11 protein-coding genes and 1 rRNA gene are annotated in these 19,026 nt (G+C 46.6%); 4 read left to right on the top strand and 8 right to left on the bottom strand.

Features of this window, described 5'->3' with window-relative positions; translation table 11 throughout:
* The first annotated feature begins 242 nt into the window (after positions 1-242).
* Positions 243-354 (top strand): 5S ribosomal RNA (gene rrf / locus VL525_RS20120).
* Between the two features lie 520 nt (positions 355-874).
* On the opposite strand, the gene VL525_RS20115 is transcribed toward rrf, so the two are convergent.
* From VL525_RS20115 to VL525_RS20085, 7 genes are all read right to left on the bottom strand, one after another.
* Entirely contained in the window at positions 875-5,653 is a 4,779-nt protein-coding gene (locus VL525_RS20115; protein WP_325389029.1) for a DEAD/DEAH box helicase, read from the bottom strand.
* Positions 5,654-6,263: 610 nt separating this feature from the next.
* Entirely contained in the window at positions 6,264-6,854 is a 591-nt protein-coding gene (locus VL525_RS20110; protein ID WP_325389027.1) for a TMEM175 family protein, read from the bottom strand.
* Between the two features lie 313 nt (positions 6,855-7,167).
* A complete protein-coding gene (locus tag VL525_RS20105; protein ID WP_325389035.1) occupies positions 7,168-8,181 on the bottom strand; it encodes a cytochrome d ubiquinol oxidase subunit II in 1,014 nt (337 codons plus the stop codon).
* A 151-nt stretch (positions 8,182-8,332) separates the two neighbouring features.
* Entirely contained in the window at positions 8,333-9,676 is a 1,344-nt protein-coding gene (locus VL525_RS20100; protein ID WP_325389025.1) for a cytochrome ubiquinol oxidase subunit I, read from the bottom strand.
* 286 nt (positions 9,677-9,962) lie between these two features.
* Positions 9,963-11,207, bottom strand: coding sequence for a hypothetical protein (locus tag VL525_RS20095; RefSeq protein WP_325389023.1), 1,245 nt, complete (start codon positions 11,205-11,207; stop codon positions 9,963-9,965).
* 4 nt (positions 11,208-11,211) lie between these two features.
* The gene (locus VL525_RS20090) at positions 11,212-11,586 is read right to left on the bottom strand and encodes a hypothetical protein (RefSeq protein WP_325389021.1); all 375 of its coding nucleotides are present in this window, start codon (positions 11,584-11,586) and stop codon (positions 11,212-11,214) included.
* A gap of 306 nt (positions 11,587-11,892) precedes the next feature.
* Positions 11,893-12,747 carry a phosphatidylinositol-specific phospholipase C/glycerophosphodiester phosphodiesterase family protein gene (locus VL525_RS20085; RefSeq protein ID WP_325389019.1) on the bottom strand — a complete coding sequence of 285 codons (855 nt, stop codon included), beginning with the start codon at positions 12,745-12,747 and terminating at the stop codon, positions 11,893-11,895.
* Between the two features lie 173 nt (positions 12,748-12,920).
* Here VL525_RS20085 and VL525_RS20080 point away from each other — a divergent pair, with 173 nt between their 5' ends.
* From VL525_RS20080 to VL525_RS20070, 3 genes are all read left to right on the top strand, one after another.
* Positions 12,921-13,058: a YdeI/OmpD-associated family protein gene (locus VL525_RS20080; RefSeq protein WP_325389016.1), complete on the top strand. Its 138-nt coding sequence runs from the start codon at positions 12,921-12,923 to the stop codon at positions 13,056-13,058.
* A gap of 321 nt (positions 13,059-13,379) precedes the next feature.
* Positions 13,380-15,734 (top strand): ABC transporter permease, encoded by a 2,355-nt coding sequence (locus VL525_RS20075; protein ID WP_325389014.1) that lies wholly within the window; start codon positions 13,380-13,382, stop codon positions 15,732-15,734.
* 226 nt (positions 15,735-15,960) lie between these two features.
* Positions 15,961-18,714 carry a family 78 glycoside hydrolase catalytic domain gene (locus VL525_RS20070; protein WP_325389012.1) on the top strand — a complete coding sequence of 918 codons (2,754 nt, stop codon included), beginning with the start codon at positions 15,961-15,963 and terminating at the stop codon, positions 18,712-18,714.
* A gap of 54 nt (positions 18,715-18,768) precedes the next feature.
* On the opposite strand, the gene VL525_RS20065 is transcribed toward VL525_RS20070, so the two are convergent.
* The gene (locus tag VL525_RS20065) at positions 18,769-18,984 is read right to left on the bottom strand and encodes a hypothetical protein (protein WP_325389010.1); all 216 of its coding nucleotides are present in this window, start codon (positions 18,982-18,984) and stop codon (positions 18,769-18,771) included.
* Positions 18,985-19,026 lie beyond the last annotated feature (42 nt).

Genomic DNA, 19,026 nt, shown 5'->3' with positions numbered 1-19,026 from the left:
GTGATGAACAATGTGAGTAGTGAAAAGTGAATGGTGAATGTAAATTCACTGTTGACAATTCACTATTCACCACATCAACAGATAACAAACAAAAGCTGTTGTACTTCTTTTCGAAATAACTCCTTCCAATTAATGTCTTAGATATGAGACATGAGATAAGAGACCAAGGGTCGCGCTCACAGAGATCGGACTGCAAATCAGTCTCAAATCTCAAATCTAAAATCTCACATCTATAAAGATATTCAGGTGCCTATATCGGCGGTGTCCACCTCTTCCCATTCCGAACAGAGAAGTTAAGCCCGCCAGAGCCGATGGTACTGCAGTAAAATGTGGGAGAGTAGGTCGGTGCCAAATTTTATAAGAAGGCCGTTATCCAAAGATAACGGCCTTTCTTGTTTATAGTCAATAGTCAATAGTCAATAGTGAATAGTGAATAGTCAATAGTGAATAGTCAATAGTGAATAGTCAATTAAAACATTCACCATTCACCATTCACCATTCACCATTCACCATTCACCACACGAAGTGTTCACGCGGCCGCCGCTTGCCGGGCTGCAACGATTGTAACCGGCTGACCACCAGGCTTTCCAACTCTGCCATACCCCAAAAAGTGGCCCTTTTTTGCACTTTTCGTGAACACCTACGAATTACGCGCTGTATACCAGGCAGATAGCAAAGCCGTAATTGCCGCCACCTGGTAGCTTTTTAAGCATACTTTCCCAAAAAAGGCAACAACGCGCAATAAAAGTTGGCAATAAGCCAAATCGGGTCAAAAACTTTACCGCCGGTACCGCATAAATCCATTAAAAAACGGGGTAACTGAAAATACGTTTTTGGAAGTTCGGTACACTAAGGGGCAAATACCAATGAGCCATTATTCAAAAGTAACCGTTGGCAATCCTTTTATAATATCAACCGTTTTGATGCTTACATTGATAATACTTAACAGCAAGTCCAATATATAGCGTGGGTTGCCCACCTCATCGGCCCAGTCGTTAGGGTCGTTGCGGATGCCGCTTTCTTTGTGGGTTGTAATCTGGTAGCGTTCCATAATCCATTCTATAGCGCTTTTACCGTTTATTACGTATTCATACGCCTCGGCCGGAATGTTCGCTATTGTGATAGCACTATTAAAAAGAATAGTGTCCTTTTGATCTTTTTTCGGAAAGCGCATTTTCTCCACTTTGTAAAAGCCCTGTTTTGCCCCTGTTACAGTAACGCCTTCATAAGCCGGTACGCTTTCATAGTTGATATGCAGTTCTGCCAGCTCCCTCCCTGCTTTGCTGAACTTCCAGAAATCCCGTACATCATCCAATAATGGCAGTCGCGGCAGCATCTTTTTTAGGTCGTTGGCAAATTTTACCCGGTATTGCGGGCTGTGTAAAAAGCCGTACACATAGTAAAAAATATCTTCCTTATTTATGGTTTTGCCGTACTGGCTATGCGCCCGTTCTAAAATAAAATCGCTCACACCATCCCTGCGTATAAATTCATTCTCGCCTGCTACTTCAAATAAACTGGGGTTTTGCATTTGCCGCTCCTCATAAACGTAAAGTGGAAAGCATTGTGATTTACCAATTAACTCCAGATCTGGCAACGTATCTGTTATAATTGCCGAAAATTCTTTTGTTACACCTATGCCAGATACGCAAATAATCAAATTTTTAACTGTGGCATTTGGAAAAAATTCTTGCATTTGCCCCCGTCGATGTATCATCTTTTCACCGAAATATAAATTTTGTTTAAAAAATGGACGGTAAAAGGAAGATAAAATTTTGTCAGGCTCAAATGTCGCTTTATAACCACGCTCCAAATTGGGAATCAAGCTGCTCGACCAGCTGATCTTTGCAGGGTTAGTATCGATAAAAGCGATACCTGTTAAATTAGGGTCATGATCTTTTGATATCCTGAACTCATCAACTTGTTTATTATAGTATTCGACCATACCTTTCATATTGCTAAGCAATTCCACCTTCGAAGAATTATAAGTCCAAGCGTCCCTTGTAGTTTCGTTGCCTCTTGAATTAATAGTAAAAAATGATTGACAGCGAAGGTTGAATTTTTTATCAGGCTGAACAGGAATAAAAACGTCAAAGACGTCATTTCTTACGCTTATCCAATCCCCTTGTTCATTAGGCGTTAATATATTCCAATTCATATCGGCATTGTCAACCGATTTGAATTTTTTGACAATCGACAGTTTTTCTTCGCGGCTTAGGTAATCGCCGATGTCATGGTAATAGATTTTAGCGGTTTGTGCATCGGACGGCTTCTTTACAAGTAAAGTTATCGCGATTGGCGTCCGCGAACCTGATCCAAATATTTTACCTCCTTCTTTTCGGGAAAGCTCACCGCTGGTACGTTGATTCCCTCTCAAATCAAATACATATATAGCAGAAAATTCTCTTTCCAATGTTTTTCTAAAGCCGTCGGCACTGTTACCATCAAGCCAGGCGCCATTTGATACAAAACAAATAATCCCCCCATTAGCATCTAATCTGTCTGTACTCCACCGAAAAGCCTTAAAATAAGAGTCATAAAGTGAGTTTTTATTTGTAGCATTAGTGAGGGCTGCATAGGTGAGGGCTATACGCCTGTCTAAACGTTCATACGTTTGATTTTGTGCATTATCGTTCGCTGATTTTTGCCCAACAGAATAAGGCGGATTGCCGATGATAACCTTTAAAGGTGTATTCTTTTGTTTTTCCACACGCTCCGAGTTTTGCGGGAACATATCCTGGTGCAGTTTATAGTTACCGTCAGTTTCGCCCAACTGGAAGGTGTCCGTCAAACAAATGCCCTCAAACGATTGATAATCCGTTTCGCCTATGGCATCATGAAAAGTATTTTCAATATTCACCGCGGCTATGTAGTAAGCCAGTAATACAATTTCGTTAGCGAAAATTTCGTGCTGATACTTGCGTTGCAGGTCTTTTTTATCAATTAGCCCGCTTTGCAGCAAGCGGGTAATAAAGGTGCCCGTACCGGTAAACGGATCGAGTATATTCACATTCTCATCGCTCAGAGTGCGACCAAACTCCTTTTTCAAAACATCGTTTACCGAATGGATAATAAAGTCCACAACTTCAACAGGGGTATAAACAATGCCCAATTGCTCCACCATTTTTGGGAAAGCGGTTTTGAAGAACTTATCATACAATTCGATAATAATCCGCTGCTTACCCTCAGCATTATCAATACCCTGCGCCTTCATCTTTACCGAATCATAGAATTTTTGCAGGGTTTCAGTATCTTTTTCAATGGCCCGTCCCTCCAGCAGGTCAATCATGGTTTGCATCGAAACCGAGATCGGGTTGTTCTTTACAAACGAATAGCCTTCAAATAATGCTTCAAATACCGGTTTGGTAATAAGGTGCTGCGACAGCATCTCAATAGCTTGCAACTGCGTAATAGATGGATTAATATTTTTTTGCAGGCCATTCAGAAAGTCGGCAAAAGCCTGCTGATGTTCGGTGTCTTCCTTTATCAGCCTGGTAATGCGCTCAACCTGCCGTTCCGCAATTTGGGCCACGCTTTTTGCCCATTGCTCCCAATACAGGCGATCGCCAACCTTTTGCACCATGCGGGCAAAAACTACATGCTGCAGCTCTTCAAACTTAACGGCCAGTTGCTGGCCTAAATCATTGTTGCCTTCAACCGCAGCGTCCCGGTCTGTCCACACAGGCACGCCGTCTTCAAATGATATTTCGGGGCGGCCAACTAAAATTTGTTCCGGTCGTTTTTTGTTTAATTCTATTTTGTTAACTATTGCATTAAAACGGTCATCGTGGGCACGTAAGGCGTTCAAAACAGTCCAAACTACTTTATAACGTTCGTTATCATTCAGTGCAACTTCGGGCTTTACGTTTGATGGCACTACTACCGGTATAATGATATAGCCATATTTTTTACCGGGCGAAAGGCGCATCACGCGCCCAACGGACTGCACTACATCAACCTGCGAATTTCGCGCCGAAAGAAACATAACAGCATCTAAAGACGGAACGTCTACCCCTTCGCTTAAACAGCGTACATTGGTTAATATGCGGCATTCGTTTGGCCCAGATTCGGCTTTTAACCAGCCTAATAACTCATCCCGCTCCGGGGCGGACATGGTGCCGTCTATATGTTTTGAAGCCACCGACACCATTTTCTCTTTCTTCGCCGCCGGCAGGGAATCGATGTAAACTTCGGAAGCTGTATTATAGGTTTCTGTAATTTTTTTTGAGGTGGCTATAGTTTGGCAAAAAGCTACTGCGCGGCGCATTGGCTCGGGATCGCCTTCTTCTAATACGCCGGCATCACCTAATATTTGTTTGGATAACGCGTTAACACAGCCTATCAGTTTTGACGCATCATCGGTGTTGATCTCGTTATTGCCATTGTCAATCATCTGCTGAACGGCGGGCGGCACATCATTTTCATTGAGTGTTAATATCAATACCTTGTAGTCGGTCAGCAATCCTAACGAAACAGCCTCACCAAAACCTATGCGGTAAATTTCCTCACCATAAAGAGCAGGGTCATCCATCGAACATAGAACGGCATCGGCCTGGGCTGCTTTACTTTTGGTATCATCGCTGTACAAACGGGGCGTAGCCGTCATATACAGGCGTTTCTTGCTTTTCAGATAGTTATTATCGTGTACTTTGGTAAAGGCCGATTCATCGGCACCTGCCAATGAAACGCCCGTGGTGCGGTGCGCTTCATCACAAATAATCAAATCAAATTCTCCAAAACGACTTTTTTCTTTCAGTAGTTCAGCTTGCGCGCGGGCAATTACATCAATGGACTGATACGTTGAAAAAACCACCGTCATCCCCTGATTCCCCGTCAGTTTGATGTAATTGAATTGGTGAATGATCTCCTGCATATTGGTAGATGCCGGCAATGCCAGGTCTACCGTGCTAAAGCCATCCGTATCTTCGTTTTTAGTTTGCTTTTTTGAAATAGCGGGATCGGAACAGATACAAATGGCGTTAATAGGTTCATTCGCCAAAGCAGTCCATTCCCGCAAAGTTTGACCCAGTAGCGCTATTGACGGTACCAAAAATAAAATGAAGCCTTTGTTGTTTGTTTCATTCTCCGCAATACGCAACGAATTGAAAGTTTTGCCGGTGCCACAGGCCATAACCAATTTGCCGCGGTCGGCAGTTTTAAAAGCCTCGTGTGTTTTTTCCATCGCATCTCTTTGATGCGATTTCAGCGTATATTTTTTTGTGCGGGCGGGTTCGCCATGTACCCCTTTTTCCAACTTTTCCCAATCTACCGGCGCTTGCTGTAAATCGTGCAATTTTAAGCGGCTAACAGCAGGGTTCTGATTTCTAATGGCTTCTTCGGCATTGCTGCCCCATTTCGTGCCTGTTGTATCTATCCAAAGGCGGTGTGAAAAAGCTACTGTTTTTAATTCCTCGTTTTTAAAGTGGCGACTTGATGTTGACAGGAAACTATCAACAGCCGGTTTGTCGATAACAGTACCTTGCGCATAACATTTACACTGTATGGCCCAATAATCACCCTCTATAGTTTTTGCAACTAAGTCAATACCGGTATCAACGCTCCCTAAATCGTGCCTGCCATGAAATTCGTTCCAAAGCCAAACATTTTTTAACCGCGCAGTAAATTGAGGATCGGTTAATAAATATGCTTGCATTAAATGTTCAAAGCGCTCGCCTTTATCTCGTTCGGAAAAAGAAATTTCGCGGTATTTATCTAAGACGGTATTAAAAGAAGCCATTGAGCAAAGTAAGAAAAGTTTTAGGTCAAATTAATAGCTAATATAGTTGATTTTGTAATTGCCCCATCTCTAGCGCAAAGGTTTGGGCTCTACATTTATCACATTCCTGCCTCATCCTCTCACCATTCCCGCTATCGCTTACCCGTGCTGCCCGTTGCGGCCACAATTCGGCCTAATGCAGTTCCTCGCCTTCCAGATTTACATTTTGTCACGTTGTTGCCTGGTGCTGTTTCCTTTTCGTCATTGGTTTAATGGTGCTGCCGGTGCCCGTCTTGATGTTGCCTGTTTTTGTAATGTAGGTTCGTTAACGTAGGGGCGCTGTGCCTGCTTGCCTGGGTTTACCGGGTACTGTCGCCTATGCGGGGCCGACTGTTTACATGGTTAACACCTTTGCAATGGAAAATTTATTATTTATCTGATATTCAGCTTATTAACTTAATTTGTCGCTAAAAAAGTGTTAACCATGTTAACCCCTTAACGGCAGTGGCAATAACAGGGCAACTGCCTGCTGCGCACGGCAAACTGCCTACTTACTATGCTGCACGTGTTTTTCGATGCGCCTGTCGGGAATGAACCAGATAAGGGCCACGATGGTATAGATGCCGAGGGCAATGCGCGGGTCGAAAAAAGCCGCGGCAACGGCGATGATGTAGAGCGCGAGCGAGCCTTTGCCTTTCCAGTCGCGCCCGAGGGCGCGGGCCAGTTCGGAGTTTTTGCCGCAATGGCTGGCGAGCATATAGGCAAGTATGGTATAGGCGATGGCGCACATGATAAGCACCGTGCCGTAACCGATGACGGGCCATTTGGAAAAATGATTTTCGCCCATCCAGCCGGTGGCAAAGGGCATCAGCGAAAGCCAGAACAACAAATTAAGGTTGGCCCACAGTGCGCCGCCGGTAATCGAGTCGACCAGGTAAAGCATGTGGTGGTGGTTGTTCCAGTAAATGCCCACGTACACAAAACTGAGCGCATAGGTAAGAAACGTAGGCGCCATGGCCAGTATGGCGCGCCAATCGTCGCCGTAGATGCCGGTGGGCACTTTAAGCTCGAGCACCATAATGGTGATAATGATGGCAAATACGCCGTCGCTGAAAGCCTCCATGCGTCCTTTTTTCATGCGGGTTGTTCGGTTGTTGTTGCTAATATAATATTTTTTGTTTGGCGCATAGCTACCGGCGCCGGGCGTTAAGGGCTTTTACGGTTTTCAGATGCCGGGGGTTAGGTCGATTTTAGCTGTGAAAGTTGTAAGTAACAGGCCCGGGGGCGATGTTTTACGCTTATGTTGGGCCATTTTTCGGGTGGAAATTGCGGAATTTGATTAGGGCACATTAACGTGCGGCCAATGTGATCAAGTTAAGGGGTTTTAATACCGAACACCGAACAGCGACGTAAAAACTTCGACGTTCCTTTGGAGAGGACCGGGGTGAGGCTTAATGCTCCCCGGCTCCCCGTTTCTGAAAGCTGTAGATCAAATACACCAGCGCCGGCAAAATAAACAGGCTCCCTATCAGCAGCGCCAGGGCCAGCGCCTCTATCGGCTTATCCGCGCCCCGGTTTGCCACCAGCGACAGGTAGCCGCCCCCTTTCAGTATCACAATGTTGGGGTAATGCTTATAGGTTACCGTTATCAGTACCATCGTTATCTGGAAACCGGCCAGCAGCCGCAGTGTCCGCGCGCGACCGTTATGGATCAGCCGCCACAAAACAATAAGTGACAGGATGGCCGCCGAAACCGCCGCTATACCTACCGGGTTGCCAAAAACCCAATCCACCAGGGGTATGCCGTCTGCAATGGCCGAAACAAAAACCAGCGAACCCGACACCGCCGCAGCCACGTTCATTTGCAAGGCTTTGCGCACAAACCGCCGCCGCTCGTCATCGTCCTTTGCCTCGCCGATAAGGTAAATAGCCGCAATAAAGCCGCAAAGCGACACCGTAAAAAACCCGATGGACACCGAGAACCAGTTGAGCCAACTGTAGATATAGGCCGATAAAAAGGTATTGGCATGGGTGTCTATCTGCCCCGATACCGCGCTGCCTGCAATAATGCCCAAGAACAGCGGCGTGATGAAACTTGAGTAAACAAATATCTTGTTGTAGATCTTCTGCATGTTGTCCACCACGGCGTCGTAATTGCGGAAGGCGAAGGCCGTGCCCCGGGCAATAATACCCAGCAGCATAATGGCCAGCGGGATGTGCAGGTGTACGGACATGGTGGAGTAGATATCCGGGAAGCCCACAAACAGGATAACGATGGCTATGATGAGCCACATGTGGTTGGCCTCCCACACCGGGCCGATAGCCTGGTAGCTGATGCGCCGCGTTTTGGCCTTATTATCTTCGGAAGTGAACAGCTCGATGATGCCCGCGCCAAAGTCGGCCCCGCCTAAAAGCAGGTACAGCAGCAGCGCAAGCCAGAGATATATGATAACGACGTAAAGCATTTGGCCTCTCCCTAAATCCCGCTCCAAAGGAGGGATTTTTGTTAATTGTTTTATTTTGAACGTAGCCTCATTAGTTGACTCACCCCGGCGTTGCTACGCTCGCCGACCCTCTCTACCGCGAGCGGTAAAGAGGGTCGGTTAATTCTCTCTTTTAAAGCCCCTCTCTTTTGGAGAGGGGTTGGGGTGAGGCAACATCATATACCACCGGTACCATTTTTATTTGACGGTACAGCATAAATATAACTACCAGGCTTAACGAAATGTAAACCGCGGTAAATATGTAGAACGAATACGCTATCCCCGGCATCGGGGTTACCGCATCGGCGGTGCGCATAACGCCTTGTATTATCCAGGGCTGGCGGCCTACTTCGGTCACGGTCCAGCCGGCCTCCACCGCAATAAAGCCGAGTGGCGTAGCCGCTACGAACAGTTTAAGGAACCACTCCTTGCTAAACCATTTCTTCACTTTAAACAGCGCAATAAAATACAGCAGCGCCAGCGCCAGCATGGCCATACCCAAGCCTACCATCACCTGGAAGGCATAATGCGTAACGGCCACGGGTGGCTGGTCTTTTGCCGGTATTTGGTCGAGCCCTTTTACCTCGGCGTTAAAATTTTCATAGGTCATAAAGCTGAGCATGCCTGGCAGTTTGATGGCATAGTTTACCTGCTTCGTGGCCGTGTCAGGTATGCCGCCGATAATAAGCGGTGCGAATTTCTCGGTTTTAAAGTGTGCTTCCATTGCGGCAAGTTTGGCGGGCTGCCTTTTGGCGACGTTTTTAGCCGATATATCGCCGCTAATGGGTTGCAGTATTGCCGCTACCGCACCGAAAACAATGGCGATGCGGAAGGCCATGTAATGAAACTTAACATTCTTCTTCCTCACTATCATCAGCGCATGTACGCCCGCCACCGCAAAACCTGTCGCGGCAAATGCCGCTATCGACATGTGCAGCGCCTGCTGGAACCACGCCGCATTGAACATCGCTTTAACAGGGTCGATGTGCAGGTATTGCCCGTTCACATAATCGAACCCCGACGGGCTGTTCATCCAGCTATTTGCCGATACCACCAGGATACCCGATACAATGCCGCTTACGCCCACGATAAGTCCCGTAAACCAATGGAACCAGGGATTGAAGCGTTCCCAGCCGTAAAGGAAAAAACCAAGCGCAATAGCTTCGATAAAGAACGCCGTTCCCTCCAGCGAGAACGGCATCCCGAAGATGGGCCCGGCGTGTTTCATAAACGTTGGCCAAAGCAAACCGAGCTCAAAGGAAAGTACAGTGCCCGATACCGCACCCGTGGCGAAAAATATGGCTACGCCCTTGCTCCAGGCTTTGGTGATGTTCTGATATACGGGATCTTTGGTTTTGAGCCAGTACCAATGCGCTATAGCCATAAAAAAGGGCATCACCATGCCGATGCATGAAAACACGATGTGGAACCCTAACGATAGCGCCATTTGCGACCTGGCGGCAAGAAAATCATCCATAACCAACGGCGATTTAAATTCGATTCCCGAAGGTAGGCAACGTCAATATAAATAACCGCCGCCCGCAAATGAGAAATGCAATTTAGTTTGAATATAAATTGAGTGGCCGGGTTGGAATGGGTTGATTTAACCGTGAATACTTTGTATAAAAATAGGCACAAAAAAATAGCCGGCTCGCGACCGGCTATTCCCCTAATTTATTATATGTTTTACAGATGAGTTGTTAATTGGAAGTTAATCGCCCGGAATAAAACAGGACTTGTGCGTCACTAAGACTGCTCGGCTATTAATTAGGCTTGATGGATTTTGTGTTCCCGAATCCAATGATAAAATTCAGGGCGGCAAGCAGACTCCCGCCTTTATTGATCGTTCCATCAAAATCGCGGCCAAATACAAACGAAAGCAGCTGGTTTTTACCTATCTCATAGTCGGTACTTATACTATACCTGGTCGAAGATTTAACAGCCGTATTATTCAGAATGCTGCGATATATCACTTCGCCTCCGAAGGTGAATTTGCTGTCTGCGGTTTCGAATAATAACCTGATGCCTGAATCAAATGTACTTAAGTTAGTTTGAGATAGTATATTGTTGGCATCGGCAAAAGCATGTTTCGGGTTATATAGATACCTTAGTATTCCCAGAAAGGAAATGCGGTTGCCCTCGTCTTCGTATCCGCCTGTCAGCCATGCGCCCGCATTATTTAAGGTCCCGTTTGAAAAATTCTGCTTTGGGAAATAATAGGACAGGCCGCTTGCCAGGTCAAGCTTCCATCCATACCGGGTAAAATCTATCGATTGCCCGATCGACTTTATCGAGTCGAGTTGATTTTTCAGTTCGGTGTTCGCCAGTTTAAAAATGCTGTCCCTGGTTGTATTCAGTTGCGCGATGCGGATGATTCTTACGCTGTCGGGGAGTGTGTGCAACGATCTTTGCAGTGCCAGGTATCCCGGATGGATTTTTTCATACGCCAGCAATTTTTGTTGTTGCAGGGCGGTAACCTGGCTTAATAAGGCATAGGTCTGATCGACAAGATGATTAGCTTTTGAATTGATCTTCCCTCTCAGGAAAGAGATTTTTATGCCTATCCCCAAAGTCGTATTCGTGTTGTTAGTCAGGCTGTCTTTAACATTGTTCATGGCTAAAGAAACATCCAGGCTTTGCCACAAATTATTTTTCAGTTTGTCCGAGTTGAATTGATTATAGGAGATATTACGACCGCTAAAAAGCCAGGCCGGGGCAAAATCAACAGCGTAGCTGTTGGGTATGGTGGAAAAGTTATTGGTGGCGTTGAGAAAAGAAGTGGTAAAGGCCGAGGGGTCGGTAGGCCTTTGGATCGAACTTGGCGAAATTCCAATAAGGCTCGCCGCTGGGGACGAGGGGGCCTTTAATGTATTGATAACCCACGAGGTATCGCCATTAGCATGTAAGGCCTTGGTGGTATCTTTTGCCTGGGCAATTCCTTTAAGGGGGAACAGCAATACGCTTCCAATCAGCAGAGTTGCAAACAAAATGAGTATTTTCTTATACATGATCCTATAAAAATGTAATTGAAGCAAAATAATTTACGACATCGCCTACGGCAGCCCCGGTACTATCTAATAGGTACTGCTGCGGTGCTGTGCCCCCCGATAAATTAATGGAGACGCTTGAATTTCCTGGCGGCTGGATAATATTTACGTTGGATATTATCTGCAACACCCGCCCGGCTAAGGCGGCATTAGTACCCAGGGGTATGGTAAAATCATTCCTGTAGTTCCCGGCCGCATCAGCCGGCGGAGTTATAACAATAGGCACACCATCAACAGAGACAGCGGTGCTGCCTAATTGTGCAAAGCCAATCTGGATGTTCAAAAAAATTTGATTTGCAGAGCCGTCGGTTTGGTAGGTGTCAAAAATTGAAGTTGGCATGGTTAACTGATTTTCATTTTTCTCAAAAACTTGTATTATACAGCAGTTTAGTAAACTGATGGTTTAAATTACTATGGCTAATTTGAGTAATATTCAATCGCGATGCTAACGTATTTTAACGGTAATTGCTACCGTGTTTTAACGGTAGATGAAGCAGTAAATAGGCATAAAAAAAATAGCCGGCTCGCGACCGGCTATTCCCCTAATTTAATTTAATTGATTTTCGTAGATGTAGTGATTAATAGACAATTATAGAAAATAAAAGTTTCACTTTTTTATAAAAAAAGAAATATTTTTTGCAACCGCCTAAAGGTCAGCTTTGGCCAGGGTAACCTGGCTTTTGGCGAGGTAATTTTTGAGGGTAACCAGGTGGTCGGTATTGATCAGGTCGACACCACATTTAAGCAGTTCGTCCCATACAACCTGGCGGTCGGGCGAGGCCCACAGGCGCACTTTGGTACCCAGCCGGTGTGCCATACCTACAAACCTTAGCAGCCGTTCGCGCTGCAGCAAAGGCATGGGGCCCTTACCGTCCCAGCTAAGCATGCGCGAATATTTGCAGCTGGCCATGGTAAACACATCGTTGTTTACCGCCGACGAGTCGCGGGCCACTTTGCGCAGGTCCTCATCGATAAAGGCAACACGGCTGGTTTGCCCTTCCAGCATTTTATAAGGCTTATGGCCCGAAAGTACCACGGTGATGGCGCCGTAATGCACATCGCCGTTATTGTAGCTGGTAAGCATGTCGCGGTATTTATCAAGTATGCGGGCCAGGGCGCGGTAGGTATCGTCGCTGCCTGTTTTGATATCGATCATCAGGATGACAGGGCGAACATATCCGGCGTATACGCGGCCGTTATTGGCCAGCACACGGTCGTGCAGGGGTTTAAGGTAAAGCCTTTCCAGGTTGCGTCCCTTGCTTTTGAACTGGGGCAAGGCATGGGCCACCACCAGCGTGGTATCGCGCAGGAAAATATCGGCTTCGATATTGGTAAAGCCGTTCTCGAGCGCATCAAACAGCGGGCGCTTATGGCGGTAATCGTTGTGGGCAAAGCCGTTGGGTAGCGGGGTAGATTGTGCCTTGCAGTAATACTGCATTAATACCAGCAGAACAAGGATCAGCGTTTTAGGGGCCTGTGCGCTGAAAATAGCTTTCGTCATGTTAAAACAAGGGGTATTATTTTTATACACAAGTTTACCTGTTAATTATAAATTCAAGTTAAAATCCGCGTTAGAAATTGATTAGAAAATAGGTGGTTAATATTAACTTTTACGTGAGGCCGGCACCGATAGTTAAGGCAAAACGGTTTTACTGTTAAATAATTTAAAAACACATGCTAAATAAGGGCGAACGCATTGAAGGCGTACCCGCCGAACTGGAGGAACTGGCGAAACGGAATGCGGGTGCGAAGGAGTTTTTCGAAGACCTGTCAAAAGGGTATAAACAAGGCGGTTGTGATTGGGTTGGGTAGGCAAGGCAATTGGAGGACAGGTAGATAAAGCTTTAAGGATGCTGCAAAACAGGCAAAGAAAGCTAAAGAATTAACTCGTTATGGATCCCCGAAAACGAGGATAGGTTTATGAAATAAAACCCGTTTAACTGCGCGCGGTGGAGACGATCGACGAACGAAGCAAGTCAACTAATGAAGCGGCACTCCCCAGTGTCCCGCTTCCGTACGCAAACCGTTCATTTTCGCACATTTATAAAAAGCTTTTATATGTAAATTATTGGTAATCAAATTTTTGCATAAATGGCATATTTTTTATACGAAATCACTCGTAAACTTTAGATCATGCTCAAAAATTACCTAAAAGTTGCTTTTCGCAATCTGCAGACAAAAAAGACCTTTTCATTCATCAATGTTACCGGGCTTGCCGTAGGTATGGCAGGGGCGATATTGATATTGCTTTGGGTGCAAAATGAGTATAGCTACGATTCGTTCCATGCTAACAACACGAGCCTTTACAAAGTTTGGAACCGCTATTTGGGCAAGGACTATATCGGCATGTCTGATATTACTCCGTCGCCAATGGGTACAGCGCTAAAGGATGGCTTCCCCGAAGTTAAAAGTTCTGCACGGGTATACTGGAGCATGGACAGGTTGTTCAATTACAAAGACGTATCGCTGAAAGCCAAAGGCAACGATGTCGACAAGGCATTTCTTACCATGTTCAGCTTTCCTTTGGTCGAGGGAAGCACGTCACATGCCCTGGACGATGTGAACAGTATGGTGATAACGCAATCGCTGGCGAAAAAGATATTTAAAGATGCCGACCCGATGAACCAGCTGGTTAAAATAGCCAACTCACAAACTTTTAAGGTGACAGGCGTTTTAAAGGATCTGCCCAACAACACCGAGTTTGATTTTGAATACCTCGTATCGCTGGCGGCTAACGAAAGGAATTATACCGATGGCTCGTGGGGCAATAATAGCTATTATACGTATGTGCAATTACAGCCTGGCGTAAATGGCGACCAGCTAAATCAAAAAGTTAAAAACCTGGCCAAAAAAAATGGACAAAAGGACCAGGAAGTTTTTCTTTACCCATTCAGCAAAATGCACCTGTATAGCCGTTTTGATAACGGGAAAGTGGCGGGTGGCCGTATCGAGATTGTACGCTTGCTGCTGGGCATCGCCGGTATCATTTTGCTGATCGCCTGCATCAATTTCATGAACCTGAGCACAGCCCAAAGCCAGAAACGTGCTAAGGAGGTAGGTGTGCGCAAGGTGATGGGTGCGGCCCGTTTTAGTCTCATCAGCCAGTTTTTAACCGAATCATTAGCAATAACATTAATAGCCGGGCTTTTTGCGCTGGCGCTGGCGCAGCTGTGTTTGCCCGCTTTTAACCAGCTTACTTCGAAACAGCTCTTTATCAATTATGCTGATCCTATATTCTGGCTGGCATTTTTAGGCTTTATCCTTTTCACTGGCGTCATAGCCGGAAGCTACCCGGCGTTTTTCCTGTCGGCCTTCCGACCGGTAAAAGTGCTGAAGGGTAAATTCAGCGCGGTTCGTTCGGCTATAAGTCCGCGCAAGGTATTGGTAGTACTGCAATTTTCTGTAGCCATTGTGCTGATCATATCCACGGTTGTCGTTTATCGCCAGATCAAATTTGCCCAAAGCAGGGACACAGGCTACAATGTCAATCGCCTGGTTGAAGTTCCGGTTGAGGGGGATATCCGCAAAAACTACCAGCTTATAAAAGACGATCTGATCAATTCCGGCGCTGCCACGGCCATGTGTCAAACGAGTTTGGATGTAACCCTTGACGGCTCAACCAGCGGTGGCTTTTCCCTGGATGGCATCAATAAGGATCAGCAGAACATCTCGTTTTCCCGGTTCGGTACCTCCGGCGATTTTATCAAGACGATGGGTTTGAAACTGATCGCTGGCCGCGATATTGATTTCACCGCTTATCCGTCCGACAGTGTCGCATGTATGCTAAACGAAACAGCCGTTAAGCAATTGGGGATAAAGGATCCGGTAGGAAATTTCATCAAGAGCGGAACTTTCCCGATCAAAATAGTGGGTGTGTTCAAGGATTTCATCATCCAGTCGCCGTACGTAAACACCGGGCCGATGATCGTTTTTGCTACCAGGGGATGGATATATAATACGGTCATCCGCTTCAGTGCACAAAATGATATGGCCAAAAATCTGCAGACAGCCGAAAAGATATTTAAGAAATATAATCCCGCTTATCCTTTCACCTATAATTTTGTTGATACCCAGTACCGTAAGAAATTTAACGATCAGCAGCAAACCGGCAAGCTGGCAGGTATTTTCGCCTGTCTCACCATATTTATTTCGTGCCTTGGCCTGTTCGGACTGGCATCATATATGGCTGAAAATAGGGCAAAAGAAATCGGCATACGTAAAGTGCTTGGCGCCAGCGTGGCAAGTATCACTCAAATGCTAACGCGCGAGTTTGTGGCCCTGGTTGTTATCGCCATCATCGTCGCAATTCCGGTAGCCTGGTGGGCAGCAAGCAAGTGGCTGCAGGACTTTACTTACCGTATCAGTATAGGCTGGGTAACCTTTGCTGTAGCCGGCGCAACCGCCATCCTGATAGCCATATTAACCGTCAGCTTCCAGTCTGTTAAAGCCGCAATAGCTAACCCTGTAAATAGTATCAAGTCAGAATAATTTCAACCATTTTATATAAATGAAATGCAGGTCGGGCGGCCTGCATTTTTTGTTTGAATAAAGAAAAACTAACCCCACTCCAATGGCCTGTGTCTCCACAGGCAATCGCCAAAATAAAATCCCCGTTACACCATAGCTATTATGTTCCTATTTATTTAGATTTGGTTCTCATGCACCTCCGTTGCCTGTGTCCTCACAGGCAACAAGCACGATAACCTGTAAATAAATGAAATTGATGAAATTCCCCGCTATCCTGATCGGCCTGCAATTTGCCGCCGCCGTTTGCTGCGCGCAGGTAAAAGTTGATAACCTGCTTTGCGAGAACCGCACCAACCCCCTGGGTATGGATGTAACGGTGCCCCGTTTTACCTGGCAGCTCAATGCCGACAAACGTAATGAAATGCAGGCAGCCTACCGCATAGACGTAAGCGACAACGCAAATTTCCGTGGCCATGTTTGGGATTCGGGTAAGATCAGTTCCGATTCTTCGGTGTTTGTAAGCTATAAAGGCAAACCTCTGCAATCGGGCAAGCGATACTACTGGCGCGTACGGGTTTGGGATAATTACGGCAAAGCCTCGGGCTGGAGCGAAACCGCATGGTGGCAAATGGCCCTGCTGAACGGTAACTACTGGCAGGCCAAATGGATAACTCCCGGATATGCCGAAGATACCGTTAACCGCCCGAGTCCTTTTATGCGCAAGCAGTTTGATGTTCATAAAAAGATCAGGTCGGCAACAGCATACATTACCGCGCACGGCATGTACGAGGCGCAGATAAACGGGCAGCGCGTGGGCGACGCTTACCTGACACCGGGCTGGACAAGCTATAAAAACCGCCTGCAGTACCAAACTTACGACGTAACTAATATGCTGAAGGAAGGCAACAACGCCATTGGTGTAATGCTCGGCAACGGCTGGTATCGCGGCATTATTGGCTACAGCGATAAAAGAAACGTATACGGCAAGGATATTGCCCTGCTGGCGCAGATCAACATCACCTACGAGGACGGAACGACAGGTGTCATCACTTCCGACGAAAGCTGGAAATCATCCACCGGCGAGATACGCTACAGCGAAATATACAACGGCGAAACGATCGATCATAACAAAACACAGGACGGCTGGACCCGGCCCGGTTTCAATGATGCGCAATGGAGCGGTGTAAAAGTGGAAGATTACCCGAAAAATATCCTGCTGGCAACTTATAACGAGATGGTGAAAAAGCACGAAACCTTTAAGCCTGTGCGCATTTTCAAAACACCCAAAGGCGAGCGTGTGATTGATTTTGGACAGAACCTGGTGGGCTGGGTAATGCTGAAAGTGAAAGGCAAACCCGGCGACACCATCAAGGTTTGGCATGCCGAGGTGCTTGATAAGATGGGTAACTTTTATACCGAAAACCTTCGCGCGGCAAAGGCCGAGGATACTTATATATTGAAAGGCAATGGCGAGGAAACCTTCGAGCCGCACTTTACTTTTCACGGCTTCCAGTTCATTCGTATCGAGGGTTATCCCGGCGATGAGATATTACCCGAAGATGTTACTGCTGTCGCGATGTACTCCGATATGAAACCGACCGGCACTTTCGTTACTAACAATGCACTCATCAATCAATTGCAACACAACATCCAGTGGGGTCAGAAAGGTAATTTCCTCGATGTGCCTACCGATTGCCCGCAGCGCGACGAGCGCCTCGGCTGGACGGGAGATGCGCAGGTATTCTCGCGTACCGCTACGTTTAACATGGGCGTGAACGACTTCTTCGCCAAATGGCTGCGCGATGTCGCTGCTGATCAGTCGGCAGCAGGGGTGGTGCCGTTCGTGGTGCCTAACTGCCTTGGCTTTACCCAGGGCAGTACCGGCTGGGCCGATGTTTCTACTGTAGTGCCCTGGAACATGTACCTGGCGTACGGCGATAAACGTATCCTGCAAACACAGTACCCCAGTATGAAGGCCTGGGTGGATTATATGCAGCACCAAAGCAAAAACGACCTTTGGCAAAGCGGCTTCCACTTTGGCGACTGGCTGTTCTACAGCCGCGATGATGACACCGACGGCACGTCGGCCATTACCGATAAGTATTTTATAGCGCAGTGTTTCTACGCGTATTCCACTCAGTTGCTCATCAATGCCGCCAATGTTTTGGGTAAGCAGGACGACGTAGCAGCGTATACTACCCTTTTAAAACATATCAAAGATGCTTTCTTTAAAGAATATGTAACGCCCAACGGGCGCCTGGTTTCGGGCACGCAAACAGCCTACACGCTGGCGCTCAATTTCGATATGCTGCCCGAGTCGTTGCGCACCCAGGCCGCACAGCGCCTGGTAGAAAATATCCACGCCTACGGCAACCACCTCACCACAGGCTTTTTAGGTACGCCTTACCTGTGCCATGTACTTACCCGTTTCGGGCATAACGATATGGCTTACCGCCTGTTGTTGCAGGATACTTACCCATCCTGGCTTTACCCCGTTAAAATGGGCGCCACAACTATATGGGAGCGTTGGGACGGCATTAAACCCGATAAAAGCTTCGAGGCTGCCAGCATGAACTCGTTTAACCATTATTCCTATGGCGCCATCGGCGATTGGATGTACCGCGTAATGGCCGGTTTAGATACTTACGACGATGCGCCCGGTTACAAACACATTCGTATAAAGCCACATCCCGGCGGCGGTTTTACCAATGCAACGGCAAGTTTGGAGACCTATTACGGTAAAGCTGCCTCGGGCTGGGAAATTAAGGATGGGAATACCTTCTACAATATCGATATCCCCGCAAATACCAAAGCCGATATTTACCTGCCGGCTTCATCAGCTGATGATATTACCGAAAACGGTAATACGCTTTCCGCTGATAAAGATATTAGTATCGGCGCTGCTGAAAACGGTTACCTATTGATAAAGGTAGGTTCCGGAAGTTATCATTTTGCCGGCCCGGCGGTGGTATCACCAACTACGGTGACCACATCAAAGTAATCTCAAGTCAACAATGCCCTCTCCGAAGGAGAGGGCATTGGAGGGAGGCGAAATTTACCTGAACAAACAAACCCCCAAAGTATACTGGTTGCCGTTTGCGTGATAGCAATAAAGCGTAGTTGCGCATTCCGAGCCGCCGCATTCCGAAATATCGTAGCAGGGCTTATTGTAATACGGGCCAGGGTTGCAAGTGCCGCCTTTAATGTTTTTCATTTCATCCCTGCTAAGTCGCCTGGCAGACAGGTCAAGTTTCGTTTTTTGATTTTCCATAGTTTTAATATTGGAAGATGGTTTATAAAGGATGGAATAAAG

The organism is Mucilaginibacter sp., from assembly GCF_035492695.1.
Classification (GTDB): domain Bacteria; phylum Bacteroidota; class Bacteroidia; order Sphingobacteriales; family Sphingobacteriaceae; genus Mucilaginibacter.
Note: the sequence above shows the minus strand (reverse complement) of the source record. Positions and strands in the feature narration are given on the sequence as shown.

Excerpts from the sequence above, each read along its gene's own strand:
- VL525_RS20100 (WP_325389025.1), bottom strand. The coding sequence starts at position 9,676 with ATGGATGATTTTCTTGCCGCCAGGTCGCAAATGGCGCTATCGTTAGGG.
- VL525_RS20105 (WP_325389035.1), bottom strand. The coding sequence starts at position 8,181 with ATGCTTTACGTCGTTATCATATATCTCTGGCTTGCGCTGCTGCTGTAC.
- VL525_RS20090 (WP_325389021.1), bottom strand. The coding sequence starts at position 11,586 with ATGCCAACTTCAATTTTTGACACCTACCAAACCGACGGCTCTGCAAAT.
- VL525_RS20080 (WP_325389016.1), top strand. The coding sequence starts at position 12,921 with ATGCTAAATAAGGGCGAACGCATTGAAGGCGTACCCGCCGAACTGGAG.
- VL525_RS20110 (WP_325389027.1), bottom strand. The coding sequence starts at position 6,854 with ATGAAAAAAGGACGCATGGAGGCTTTCAGCGACGGCGTATTTGCCATC.
- VL525_RS20075 (WP_325389014.1), top strand. The coding sequence starts at position 13,380 with ATGCTCAAAAATTACCTAAAAGTTGCTTTTCGCAATCTGCAGACAAAA.
- VL525_RS20065 (WP_325389010.1), bottom strand. The coding sequence starts at position 18,984 with ATGGAAAATCAAAAAACGAAACTTGACCTGTCTGCCAGGCGACTTAGC.
- VL525_RS20115 (WP_325389029.1), bottom strand. The coding sequence starts at position 5,653 with ATGCAAGCATATTTATTAACCGATCCTCAATTTACTGCGCGGTTAAAA.
- VL525_RS20095 (WP_325389023.1), bottom strand. The coding sequence starts at position 11,207 with ATGTATAAGAAAATACTCATTTTGTTTGCAACTCTGCTGATTGGAAGC.
- VL525_RS20070 (WP_325389012.1), top strand. The coding sequence starts at position 15,961 with ATGAAATTGATGAAATTCCCCGCTATCCTGATCGGCCTGCAATTTGCC.
- VL525_RS20085 (WP_325389019.1), bottom strand. The coding sequence starts at position 12,747 with ATGACGAAAGCTATTTTCAGCGCACAGGCCCCTAAAACGCTGATCCTT.